Annotated in this window: 11 protein-coding genes; 8 read left to right on the top strand and 3 right to left on the bottom strand. The window is 74.9% G+C overall.

The features are described from left to right. Nucleotides 1–86: 86 nt before the first annotated feature. The 4 genes from Sm713_RS28835 to Sm713_RS28820 all read left to right on the top strand — a co-directional run bounded on the left by Sm713_RS28835 (nt 87) and on the right by Sm713_RS28820 (nt 3205). Nucleotides 87–551, top strand: a complete 465-nt coding sequence (locus tag Sm713_RS28835) for an isomerase (RefSeq protein ID WP_249416754.1) — start codon at nt 87–89, stop codon at nt 549–551. 208 nt (nt 552–759) lie between these two features. After that, nucleotides 760–1590, top strand: a complete 831-nt coding sequence (locus tag Sm713_RS28830; protein ID WP_212912935.1) for a glycosyltransferase family 2 protein — start codon at nt 760–762, stop codon at nt 1588–1590. Further along, entirely contained in the window at nt 1587–2336 is a 750-nt protein-coding gene (locus Sm713_RS28825; protein ID WP_212912934.1) for a DUF2064 domain-containing protein, read from the top strand. Before Sm713_RS28830 ends, Sm713_RS28825 begins: the two co-directional genes overlap by 4 nt. Before the next feature lie 125 nt (nt 2337–2461). Further along, nucleotides 2462–3205 carry a bifunctional 2-polyprenyl-6-hydroxyphenol methylase/3-demethylubiquinol 3-O-methyltransferase UbiG gene (locus Sm713_RS28820; RefSeq protein WP_212914921.1) on the top strand — a complete coding sequence of 248 codons (744 nt, stop codon included), beginning with the start codon at nt 2462–2464 and terminating at the stop codon, nt 3203–3205. Between the two features lie 841 nt (nt 3206–4046). Here the strand turns inward: Sm713_RS28820 and Sm713_RS28810 are convergent. Next, the gene (locus Sm713_RS28810; RefSeq protein ID WP_212912933.1) at nt 4047–5504 is read right to left on the bottom strand and encodes a molybdopterin-dependent oxidoreductase; all 1458 of its coding nucleotides are present in this window, start codon (nt 5502–5504) and stop codon (nt 4047–4049) included. 164 nt (nt 5505–5668) lie between these two features. On the opposite strand from Sm713_RS28810, the gene Sm713_RS28805 reads away from it, so the two are divergent. Next, on the top strand, nt 5669–7318 hold the full coding sequence (locus tag Sm713_RS28805; RefSeq protein WP_374196085.1) for a hypothetical protein: 1650 nt from the start codon (nt 5669–5671) through the stop codon (nt 7316–7318). A 106-nt stretch (nt 7319–7424) separates the two neighbouring features. Here Sm713_RS28805 and Sm713_RS28800 read toward each other — a convergent pair whose 3' ends face one another. Next, nucleotides 7425–7856, bottom strand: coding sequence for a hypothetical protein (locus Sm713_RS28800; protein WP_212912932.1), 432 nt, complete (start codon nt 7854–7856; stop codon nt 7425–7427). Nucleotides 7857–8088: 232 nt separating this feature from the next. Between Sm713_RS28800 and Sm713_RS28795 the strand changes: the two genes are divergently transcribed. Continuing rightward, on the top strand, nt 8089–8970 hold the full coding sequence (locus Sm713_RS28795; RefSeq protein WP_212912931.1) for a hypothetical protein: 882 nt from the start codon (nt 8089–8091) through the stop codon (nt 8968–8970). A gap of 478 nt (nt 8971–9448) precedes the next feature. Then, nucleotides 9449–9619, top strand: coding sequence for a hypothetical protein (locus tag Sm713_RS28790; protein ID WP_374196084.1), 171 nt, complete (start codon nt 9449–9451; stop codon nt 9617–9619). 444 nt (nt 9620–10063) lie between these two features. On the opposite strand, the gene snpA is transcribed toward Sm713_RS28790, so the two are convergent. Continuing rightward, a complete protein-coding gene (gene snpA / locus Sm713_RS28785; RefSeq protein ID WP_212912930.1) occupies nt 10064–10744 on the bottom strand; it encodes a snapalysin in 681 nt (226 codons plus the stop codon). Nucleotides 10745–10938: 194 nt separating this feature from the next. Between snpA and Sm713_RS28780 the strand changes: the two genes are divergently transcribed. After that, complete coding sequence (locus Sm713_RS28780) at nt 10939–11943, top strand: LysR family transcriptional regulator (RefSeq protein ID WP_212912929.1); 1005 nt, start codon at nt 10939–10941, stop codon at nt 11941–11943. The last annotated feature ends 94 nt before the right edge of the window (nt 11944–12037 follow it).

Raw genomic sequence — 12037 nt, 5'->3', positions numbered from 1 at the left:
GGTCATCGACGCCCGGTGGCCGCGGGCCGCACAGTCTCGGTGCGGACGCACCGCGCCGCACCGACGACACGGAGACGGAGCCGACCATGACCGAGACCACCGAGACCGCAGGTGCCGCAGGTGCCGCAGGTGCCGCAGGTGCCGCAGGTGCCGCCGAGGCGCCGGACGCCGGGCAGCGGGAGACCATCGACGCCTACCTGCGGTTCTGGAACACGGCGGACGCCGAGGAGCAGCGGCGCCTCGCGTCCGAGGTGTTCAGCGACGACGTCCAGTACCACGCGGTGATCGGCGCCCTCAGCGGCTCGCCCGCCCTGATCGGCTTCCGCGACCAGTTCGCCGAGCACATGGGCGCCTACGCCTTCCGCGCCCGGCGGGACCCGGAGGTCCACCACGGCCGCGCACGCCTGCTGTGGCAGCTCGACGCGGGCGGCAGGGAGCCGTTCGCCACCGGCACCGAGGTCATCGTCTTCGCCCCGGACGGCCGCATCGCCACGATCAGCGGCTTCCTCGACCAGGCCCCCGAGGGCTTCGACCCGAACGCCCACCACTAGGGCCTGTCGTCAAACTCCCGTCTGCCGCGCGACGCCATGCACGCCCTCTCGCCGCACCGGGCGCAAGCCCAAGTACGTCCAGTACGAGGACTTACGCCCGGCACGTCGGCGGGGGTCGCCGCGGGCCGGCGCGGCCGCCCGCGGACGTCCGAGTTTCGTAAGGCGTCGCCACCCGATTTGCCCGAATTGCGTCCGTAGGGTGAGGGGCGTGACTCCCTCAGATCCCCTACCCCACCCGGCCCCTTCGGCTCCCTCGGACCCGTCGGCGGTACCGGACCCCGGCGGCGCACCCGCCGTCGACGTCGTCCTCCCCTGCCTCGACGAGTCCGAGGCGCTGCCGTGGGTGCTCTCCCGCGTTCCCGCCGGATGGCGCGCGATCGTCGTGGACAACGGTTCCACGGACGGCTCCGCCGAAGTGGCCCGGACACTCGGGGCCACCGTCGTGCACGAGGCGCGGCGCGGTTTCGGAGCCGCCTGCCACGCGGGCCTGACCGCCGCCACCGCGGACATCGTCTGCTTCTGCGACTGCGACGCGTCGATGGACCCGGGGCTGCTGGCCCCGTTCGTCCGGGAGGTGACGGCGGGTCAGTCGGATCTGGTGCTCGGCCGCAGGAGGCCGCAGCGGCGGGACGCGTGGCCGCCCCACGCGCGCGCCGGCAACTTCGCGCTGGCGCGCATGCTGCGCCGGCGCACCGGCGTGCGGCTGCACGACCTCGGCCCGATGCGCGCCGCCCGGCGCACCGCACTCCTCGACCTGGACCTCACCGACCGGCGCAGCGGCTACCCCCTCCAGATGGTCGTGCGCGCCGCTGACGCGGGCTGGCGGATCGCCGAGCACGACGTGCCGTACCTCCCCCGCACCGGGAAGTCCAAGGTCACCGGCACCTGGCGGGGCACCTGGCACGCGGTGCGCGACATGCGCAAGGTCCTGCGGGAGCCGGCGGGCCCGGGGCACGGCCGCGGGCACCAGGCCGTCCCCGGCACCACGGCCGCCGCCAACGCAGAAGCCTCCCCCCGCACAGAAACCCCCACCGCATGAGCGCCCGGCAGAACCGCGGCCCGGGCGCGGAGACGGACCCGGGCACGCGCACGGAGACGGGCACGCGCACCGGTCCGCGCGCGGCGGCGGCGGCCCCGACCGGCCGCCCCGGCGGCACCACCGTGCTGGTCATCGCGAAGGAACCCCGGCCCGGGCGGGTGAAGACCCGGCTCACCCCCCGGTTCACCCCCGAGGAGGCCGCCCAACTCGCCGCGGCCTCGCTCGCCGACACCCTGGACACCGTGCTGGCCGTCCCCGCGCGCCGCCGGGTGCTCGTGCTGGACGGTGAGCCCGGCCCCTGGCTGCCGCCCGGCATGGAGGTGATCCCCCAGGTGGCGGGCGGGCTCGACGAGCGGCTCGCCGCGGCCTTCGGGCAGTGCACGGGCCCCGCGCTCCTGGTCGGCATGGACACCCCGCAGCTCACGCCCGCCCTGCTGGCGCCCGCACTCGGCGCGCGGGCGTGGCTGGACTGCGACGCGTGGTTCGGGCCGGCGGAGGACGGCGGCTTCTGGGCGCTCGGCCTCGCCGCCCCCGACCCCGCGCTGCTGCGCGGCGTCCCCATGTCCACCGCCGGCACCGGCGCCGCCCAGCGCGCCCGGCTGACCTCCGCGGGGCTGCGGGTGCGGGACCTGCCCCTGCTGCGCGACGTGGACACCCCGGACGACGCCGAGAGGGTCGCCGCGGACGCCCCCGCCACCCGTTTCGCCGCCGCCCTGGCCGGCCTCACCCGGACCGGCGCCCGGTGAGCGCGGCCCGGGGCGGGCAGCGGCCGGCCGGGAGCACGGCCCCCGTGGCGCGTACCGCGGGCCTGGCCCGCGCGGGCCAGGCCGGGGCAGGGTGGACGGCGGAGCAGGTGCCCTGGTCCGCCCGGATGGTCGATCCGTACGCGGAGGCGCTGCGCAGCGGGCGCGGGCCGCTCTTCCTGCGGCGGCCGGACGGCTGGCTGCTCCCGCTTGAGGTGGAGCGCTGGTGCGCCGGGCCCGACGCGGCCGACCTGTCCGCGCTGCGGGAGTGCCGGGGCGCCGTGCTCGACATCGGCTGCGGCCCCGGCCGGCTGGTCGCGGAGCTGGCGGCGCGCGGGCACCTCGTGCTCGGCATCGACGTCAACGAGGCGGCCGTCGCCCACACGAGGCGGCTCGGCGGGCAGGCCCTGGTGCGTTCCGTCTTCGATCCGCTGCCCGCCGAGGGCCGCTGGGACACCGCCCTGCTGATCGACGGCAACATCGGCATCGGCGGCGATCCGCTCGCCCTGATCCGCCGCGTCGGCGCCCTGCTCTCGCCCGGCGGGCTGCTGCTCGCCGAGACCGCGCCCGTCGACGTCGACGAACGCGCCCGGGTCCGCATCGACGACGGCCGGGGCGCCGCGGGCTCCCTGTTCGACTGGGCCCGGGTCGGCACCCCGGCACTGCTCCGCCACGCCCGCACGCTGGGCTGGTACCCGGTGCGTCAGTGGGCCTCGGAAGGACGGTCCTTCGTGGCGCTGCGCCGCCGCGCCAGCAGGCTGCCCGCGGCCCGTACCGCCAGCCAGAGCGCGGACAGCACGAACAGCGCGGCCGTGATCAGCAGCCAGCGCGGCAGGAAGCCGCTGCCGGTGAGGGCGGTGGCCGACTCGTAGTGCTCCCTGCGCTGACCCGAGATCAGCGGGAAGTACACGAGCAGGAGGAGGGCGGAGAGGAGGGCCGGGACCCGGACGTGGTTCAGCCATGTGGTGCGGCGCCGCAGGAGGGCGTCCACCGGGACCGGCCCCGCGGCCTGGTCCGCGGCCACGGTCCGGCCCGCGCCGCCCTCCGCCTGGCCCGGGTCCTGGTCCTGGCCCGGGTCCTGGTCCTGGCCATCGGCCTGATCAGCGCCCGCGCCTGGGACCTGGCTCCGGCTCCCCGACTCCCCTATGTCCGCGCCCGCACGCCCGCGGACGCGGCCGGCCGGGGCGAACGTGCCCGCCGCGAACAGCGCCTGGACGGCGCGGTCGGCGAGGCCGTACAGGGGAACCAGCACCAGGTCGTGGATGAGGGCCGCGCCGACGAACCACACCACCAGCGTGACGACGCTGTCCGCGCCGCCCACCAGCCGCACGCCCGCGTACGCCGCCACCACGAACGACGCGACGAGCAGCACGAACTGGAGCGGTCCCTCGCCGTACCACCGCGCAGCGCGCCGGCCCAGCGCGGCGACGGGCGCGCGGAGCCCGCGGGCGTGGGCGCGGGCGTCGGCGTGAGGGTCGTCGTCGGACGCACCCCCGCCCCGGCCACCCGGGGAGCCCGGTTCCCGGGAGCTTCCCGAGGCGCCCGAGCCACCGGAACCACCCGCGGGACCGTGCCCGTCCTGCGAGCCCTTGCCGTCCTGCGAGCCCGTGCCGCCGGACGGACCCGTGCCGCCGGACGGACCCTCGCCGCCGGAGAAACCGTGGCCGTCCTCCGGCGAACCGTTGCCGTCAGCGGGGTCGTGGTCGTCTGCCATCAGAGGTCTCCGAAGGTCATGGATGCCACCCACTTGGTGTTCAGCACGCCGGGGGCGGCGGGGACGATGACGCGGGCCGGGAAGCCGTGGTCGGGGGAGAGGTCGGCGCCGTTGACGTGCAGGGCCAGCAGCGAGCGGGGGTCGCGCACCTGGTTGGCGCGGAGTGCGGCCTTCCGGAAGGCGCCCCCGCGCTGGAGGGACTCGACGAACACGTCGGGCGCGGGCCGGGCCCCGCCGCGGACGCCGCCGCGGTCCGTGTAGTCCGCCTCGGACGCGTACCCCACGAGCGCCGCGAGGTCGCGCAGCCGTACGCCGCTCCAGTGCTGGTCGTCCGTCGACCAGCCCTCCACGCAGGCGATCGGCAGGGCCGCCGTGTGCTGCGGCATCCTCAGCAGCGCCTCGCGGTCGAGGCGTACGACGCCGCCCGGGCCCTTGACGACGAGCCGCCAGGCCTCGCCGGTCTCCCGGGAGTCGATCGCTATGGAGGCGGCGGTCTTGTTGATCTGGAAGGAGTTCGCGCCGCGGTTGAGGCCCGAGTCGGGGCTGCTCCAGCCGTGCGGGGCGAGCAGCGCGACGCGGCGCAGCGACCCTCCGATGCTCTGCCCCGCGGTCACCACCAGCAGCGCCAGCGAGCCCGCCCCGACCAGGCCGAGCGCACCGCGCCGGCCGAGCGTGGCCGCGGCGGGCCGGGGCGAGGTGAGGCCCTCGGCCTCGGCGGCCACCCGCCGGGTCGCGGGACCCGCGGCGGCGCTCCGCCAGCCGCCGTCCCGCAGCACCCGCACGGCCTGCGGCGCCCGCAGCACCACGTGCAGCACGAACGCGGCGAAGAACACCCACGCCCCGTAGAAGTGCAGGGGGTAGAACGAGCCCGGGAAGAGGTAGTCGAGCTGGACGTTGAGCACGCCCGTGACCAGCTCGAAGAGGATGCCGCCGACGAGCAGCAGCAGCGAGACCCGCTCCAGCGCATGCCCGATCGAGCGGGCCGGCGGAAGCTCGAACAGCTTGGGGACCACCGACCAGAGCTTGGCCAGCACCACCGGGATCAGCACGATCCCGAGCGTGACGTGCACCCCCTGCGTCAGCCGGTACAGCCAGTGCGGGTGGGTCGGCCAGGAGAAGAGGTAGAAGCCGAGGAGCCCCTTGTCCGGGGTCTGGTCGTTGACGCCGCGGAGCAGGTTCGGGTTGTAGGCGGCGTACGAGAGCAGGCCCGTGACGAAGACCAGGGTGATCCCGCCGAGCAGGACCACACCCAGCAGCGACGTCAGCCAGGGGCCGCGCAGCGGGCTCCGCCAGAAGCGCGGAGAGGTGGGAAGCGCGTCGTTCTCCAGGTCGAGGCGTCGCGGATCGAGACGTCGGGGATCCAGGCGTCGGGGATCCAGGCGTCGGGGATCCAGGCGTCGGGGATCCAGGCGTCGGGGATCGAGGCGTCGAGGGTCGAGGTGCCGTAGGTCGAGCATGGGGCGACCGTAAGCCGGTGCCGGGCCGGCGCAGCGGTCATCGCCGATGACGAAACGCTGACGTCGTGGCGGGTACGGCCGGTCGGCCGCCATGATCTGACGGTTCGGTGACGGCGGCCCGTCGAGCGGCCCCGGGAGGCGGTTTCGCGCCTAGCGTGCCGGGGGTGACACCCGTGATCCCCGACGACGACCGCCCCCCGGCCCGCACCGGCGACCCCGGTGCCGGCGACGCGCCGACTCCCGCCGACGCCCGCAGTGCAGCCGACGCCCCCGCTGCCGCCGAAGCCCCCGGCGAACCCGCTGTCCCTGAGGCCGGTGAGGCCGGTGAGGCCGGTGAGGCCGGTGAGGCCGGTGAGGCCGGTGCAGCCGCTGCCCCCGGCACGCGGCGGGCGGACCTGCTCGCCGTCGGCCTCGCGGCCCTCCTCTTCGCCACCGCGGCGGGCGTCGGCACCTACATCGAGCACACCCGCCACACCCTCTTCCTGGGCTGGCCGCCACTCTTCGCCTCCTGGGACCCGCACCTGGGGCCCGGGACCCCGGCGGCGCTCGCCGTGGCCGCCGCGGTGGTCGCGTACGGGCCCTCGCTCGCCGCCCGGCTGCCCTGGCGCGCGCTGCTGCCGGCCGCCTGGGCCACCGCGCTCGCCTGGACGCTGTCCCTCGCCCTCGTCGACGGCTGGCACCGGGGTGTCGCGCGGCGGCTCACCACGGGCAACGAGTACCTGCAGTCCGTCGGCAGCTTCCACCACGTCGGCCCGGCGCTGCGCGACTTCACCCACCACATCCTGCTGCACTCCCCGCACCACTGGCCCGCGCACGTCGCCGGGCACCCGCCCGCCGCCACGCTCACGTTCGTCTGGCTGGACCACCTCGGGTTGCACGGCGGCGGCTGGGCGGCCGTCTTCGTCCTCGTCACCGGCACCTCCGCGGTGGCCGCCGCGCTCGTCGCGCTGCGCGCGCTGGCCGGCGAGGACCTGGCACGCCGGGCCGTGCCGTTCCTCGTCCTCGTGCCCATGGCCGTCTGGGCCGGGGTGTCCGCGGACGCCTACTTCAGCGCGGTCGCGGCCTGGGCCCTCGCTCTGCTCGCGCTCGCCGCCACCCGCACGACCCGGGCACCGGCCGCCTGCGCGCTCGGGGCGGGCCTGCTCCTCGGCCTCACCTGCTACCTCTCCTACGGCCTCACCCTGATCGCGGTGCCCGCCGCCGCGATCCTGCTGCTCACCCGGACGCTCCGGCCGCTGCCCTTCGCCGTCCTCGGGGCGGCGGTGGTACCGGTCGCGTTCACGGTGGCCGGCTTCGACTGGTGGGAGGCGTACCGGCTGCTCGTCACCCGTTACGACGAGGGCGCCGGCGGCGTACGCCCCTACGGCTACTGGATCTGGGCGAACCTCGCGTGCACGGCGCTGATCGTGGGACCGGCGGTGGTGGCGGGACTGCGGCGGGTGCTCGCGGCCGCGCCGGGGGCGGCCTCCCGTGTCGTACGGGATCTGGGCGGCCGGCGCGCGCGGGCCGCGGACGCCGATCCCGCACGGGTCGTGGACGCCGATCCCGCGCGGGTCGCGGGGGGCGTTCGGGGCGTCTGGCACGTTCGGGGCGTGGACGCCGTGGTGGTCCTGGCGCTGGCCGGGCTCGCGGCCGTGCTGCTCGCCGATCTCTCCGGGATGAGCAAGGCGGAGACGGAGCGGATCTGGCAGCCGTTCGCGCTGTGGCTGCTGCCCGCCGCGGTGCTGCTGCCCGCCGCGGCCCGGCGGAGGTGGCTGGTGGCGCAGGCCTGCGTGGCGCTGGTGGTGAACCACCTGCTGCTGACGGGGTGGTGACGGCGACCGCGGCACGCGCGCCGGCGGGCGGGTGCGTCCCCGTCACCAGGGCCGGGGCCGGGACCGGGACCGGGTACGTCACCGGAACCGGGGCCGGAACCGCAGGTCAGAAGTGGTCCAGGCGCTCCGGTGGGACTTCCGTGACGTGGTACCAGTAATAGGTCATCGCCATCGTGCCGGCCGCCGTCAGGATGCTGATGATGACCGTCCGGATGTGCGGGGCATCGGTCAGGCTGTAGATCCAGCCGAAGGTGATCCCGGCGAAGGCACCCCAGGAGAAGGCGCGCAGTTCGCGGGGGAGCAGCGGTGAGGCCTGGTGGAGCGCGTAGCAGAGCAGGGCGACCGCGAGGCCGTTGAAGACGCCGAAGAGGACGTTCCCGGTGGTGATGGGGCCGGCGTCGCGCTCGATCATGCTGGACCAGAAGCCGTAGGCGATGCCGAGCGTCAGCGGGAGCGACCAGGCGCCGGTGCTGCGCGGGCGGATGCCGCGGGGCAGGACAGCGGCCCGGTTGTCGCGTGCGGTGATCGCGTAGGTCATGGCGGACTCCTCGGGTGTCCGGATTCCGGGTATCCGGACCTCTCGGGTATCCGTTCCTCCCGCACTACACCTTCTGCCCGCGCTGACGCCTCCGGCGGCCGCGCTGACGCGCGCGGCGCCCGAGTGCCGGGGTCGGCGCCCACGACCGGGTCCCGGGCCGCGGCGGGCGGGCGGCACCCGGATGCAGTCCCCCCGGTCGCGCCCCGCGCACCAGGGCTTTTGCCTTGAGGGTATGTCCCAGCGACGCACCACCCTGCGGATCATCCTGTCGACGGTGCTCCTCACCGTCGCCTGCGCCCTGGTGCCCCTGGCGGCGGTCTCCGCGTGGGCCGTCCACGACATCGCCGACACCGACACGTACGTGGCGACCATGGAGCCGCTGGCCTACGACACCGCCGTCAAGGACGACGTGGCGAACGCCGTCACCGGTGCGATCATGACCTACCTCAGCCACAACGAGCGTGTCGGCGGCGAATCCGGCGGACGCGGCCCCCTGCACGGCAGCGTCCAGACCTTCGTGAACGACGCGGTGCGGTCGTTCACCGGCACCAAGGCGTTCCGGGCCGCCTGGAACGCGGCGAACCGCGCCACCCACGACGCGGTGCTCCAGGAGCTGCGCAGCGGGCACAGCGGCAAGGTCGGCTTCGACCTGGCGCCGATCAGCGCCCACGTCAAGCAGCAGCTCCTCGACGACTCCGTGCCGTTCGCCGAGCACATCCCGGTGGAGCACTCCGACGTGACGGTGCTCGGGGCCGACGATCTGGCGGTGTCACGGAAGGGGTTCCGGATGCTTCAGGTGATGGGGGTGTGGCTGCCGATCGCGGCCGTGGGGTGTGCGGCGGGGGGTGTGCTGGCCGCGGTGCGCCGACGACGCGCGGTGGCGGCCACCGCGCTGGGGACCGCGCTGGGTGCCGCGGTGCTGCTGGGGGCGATCGCGGTGGGGCGGGGGTTCGCGCTCGGGGATCTGCCGCCGGATGTCTCGCGGGCGGCGGCCGGGGCCGTCTACGACGCGTTGACGCATTCGCTGTGGGTGGCCGCGTGGAGCATTCTGGGGGCGAGTCTTGCGGTGGCCATGCTCACGTATCTGACCCGGCGTCGGCCGCCCCCGCCGTGACCGGCTTTCGCCGGGTCGGCCGGGTTCGTCCCCTGCGGTCGGGGGTCGGCTGCCTGCCGGTGGGGGCTTTTCGCGCAGTTCCCCGCGCCCCTGACCAGCGGGCCTGACGGTCGCGTATCGGCTGCCCGCCGGTCGGGGATTTTGCGCACTTCCCCGCGCCCCTGACCAGCGGGCCTGACGGTCGCGTATCGGCTGCCCGCCAGTCGGGGATTTTGCGCACTTCCCCGCGCCCCTGACCAGCGGGCCTGACGGTCGCGTATCGGCTGCCCGCCAGTCGGGGGTCTTGCGCAGTTCCCCGCGCCCCTGATCAGGGCCCACTGATCAGGGGCAACCGGGGTCGGAGCGGGATGCGAGAGGATGCGGGCAGGAATGGGTGGGTGGACCGAGCGCCGGACGCGGCCCGGTGCTGCCCTGCTCGCCGGGGTCCTCCTCGCCGCCGTGAGTGCCGTCATCGGCTGCCGGGCCGCCGGTACCGACGGTGTCACGCCAGATCGACCACGTCATCGTCAGCGCCGACTTCTCGGCCCGCCACGCCCGCTTCCTGAAACTGCCGGGCACCGACCACCGGGCCCTGCTCGCGGATCTCGTCCTGCACAGCACACCGCACCCGGCTCCGGGCATGGAGCCGGCCTCCCCGGACCGTCCATGACGACACGAACCGCACGGTGGGAGAGCGGTTCGCACCGGTGGGGGGTGACGGCCGGGGGAGGCCGGAGCTAGCGGAAGAGAGCAGAAGAGACAAGGGCGCGGGGCGCTGCCGACGTCCCGATGTGCGGCCCCGCCGCGCGAGCGCGAACGACGCACGACGAGACCCGCGGATTCCACCGGCAGGAGGGGGCACGCGTCCCTGACAAGGGGCGCGGGGAACTGCGCAAAACACCACGACGAGCCCGCGGATACCCACCAGCAGGAAGGGGCACAGCCCCGATCAGGGGCGCGGGGAACTGCGCAATCCCCCCACCGGCGGTCAGCCGGCAGACCACCCGCGGGGGAGGAGAACCCAGCCGCCCGAGCCGGCCGGCCCCACCGAGCGGGAGGGCCCGCAAGAGCCCACCCACCCGGCCGGAACCGGCCGACAGGCCGGACTACCGGACTAGCGAACCGCGCTCAGCTTCTCCAGCGCCTTGTCGAACCCATTCGCCCAGAGCTGGTCCACCCGCGCCCGCTCGTTCGCGTCGGGGTTCCGGTTCGTGCAGGACGGGCCGGGCCCGCCCCCGGACATCAGCTCGCTGCACGGACCCTCGTAGTGGTCCGGCAGCCCGAGCACGTGACCGGTCTCGTGCGCCACGATCCGGATCTGGTCGTACTGCTGGCTCTGCGCGTGGTCGATGAAGATGAACCCGCTGCCGTGGCCGTCCGTGGACGCGTACGAACCGCGCGGGTCGTCGCCCTCGGTGTAGTAGAAGTCCGAGCCGCCGCCGCCCGCGGCGAGCTTGACGTTGGACACGGCGCCGTTCCAGATCGAGGCGGCGCTGGATATCTGCGACCGGTAGCTCGGCGCGTCGGAGGGGTCGTACGTGAGGGTGACGGCCTTGAGCTCGGGGTGCTCCGCGTGCTTCTTCGCCGCCGCCTTGAGCACGGCCTCGAAGAACGCGCGGTTGTTCGCCGCGTTCTCGCCCGAAGCCTCGTACCGTGCCTGCGAGGCGGTGGTGGAGGCGTGGGAGGCGGCGGGCTGCGCGACGGCGGGGCCGGCGGTGGTCAGCGCCGCGGAGGCGAGACCGAGACCGAGCGCCAGGGCGAGGATTCTCTTCGAGGGCTTCCTGTTCATGGACATGTGGGGGGCTCCTGAATTCGTTCGGGTGTGGGGTCGAGAACGAACGATTGGTAGCAGGAGTCTCACGGAGCCCACCGTCCTCGCGGATGATGGCACTTGGGGATAGCGCGGAGCTATCAGCTCCCGACTGGCAGAACTTTGGCCCCATTTGACCATCTGGCGCGGCGCCGGGGCCGGGCCTAACCTCGGTGGCCATGGAGCTGGAGGTCAGGCACCTTCGCGTACTGTGCGCCATCGCCGACACGGGCAGCCTGCACAAGGCCGCACGCGAACTCGGCATGGCCCAGCCGTCGTTGAGCACCCAGCTCCGCCGTATCGAGCATGCCCTGGGCGGCCAGCTCTTCGCACGCGAGCGCACCGGCTGCCGCCCCACTCCGCTCGGCAGGGCGGTGCTCAGCCGGGCCCGGCCGCTGGTCGCGGAGCTGTCCGCGCTGGTACGCGAGGCGCGCTCGGCCGCGGCGCGCGCCGCCGGCGGGCCGAACCTGCGGATCGGCGCCACCGCGAGCCGCGCCATACCGGGATGGCTGCGCCGGCTACGCGCGGGCCCTTCCGGCCGCGAACCCACCCTCCAGATGGACGTCTCCGCCAACGCGCTCCTGCGCATGGCCGCCGCCGGCCAGCTCGACGTGGCGTTCGTCCACGAGGTGGAGGGCACCCCGCTGCGCGTCCCTCCCGAACTCGACGTCCGCGTGCTGGTGGAGCGCGAGCCGCAGTTCGTGATGATCGCCGCGGACCACCCCGCGGCGGCCCACCCTGTGGTGCGGCTCGGGGACCTCGCCGCGGACCGGTGGATGGTGGACGCCACGGTCGACGGCGAATGGGACGCCCTGTGCCGGGTGTTCCGGAACGCCGGGCTCGACCCGTTCATGCTGCACGGCGACTACCTCACCGCGTCCTCCCTGGTCGCCAGCGGCGAGGTGGTCACGGTCAGCCAGCCCTCCTCGCGCGCCCGCCCCGAGCTGGTGATCAGGCCGCTGGAAGGGGATCCCATCGGCGTACGGCTGCTGCTCGCCGCCCGCTCCGAGGCGGAGGCCGACGCGGTCTTCCCGCAACTGGAGGAGGCGTACTGGGAGGTGGCGTGGGAAGCGCCCGCCTACCGCGAGTGGTTGCGGCGGACGCACACCCCGCCGGGGGCGGAAGCGCCCTCGCCGCGCGAGGAGGAGATGCCGTTCCTGCGGGCCGAGGTGACAAACCTCTAGAGGTTCGCGAACCGGAACAGACGTTTGCGGACGTCCCGGAGACCCCCGCCACCCTCGCCAAGATCCAGTCTCGTGGGGGCTAACCTTACGTGTC

This window comes from Streptomyces sp. TS71-3 (genome assembly GCF_018327685.1).
In the GTDB taxonomy this organism is placed as follows: domain Bacteria; phylum Actinomycetota; class Actinomycetes; order Streptomycetales; family Streptomycetaceae; genus Streptomyces.
The sequence above is the reverse complement of the archived record's forward strand: the minus strand, read 5'-3'. Positions and strand labels throughout refer to the sequence as shown.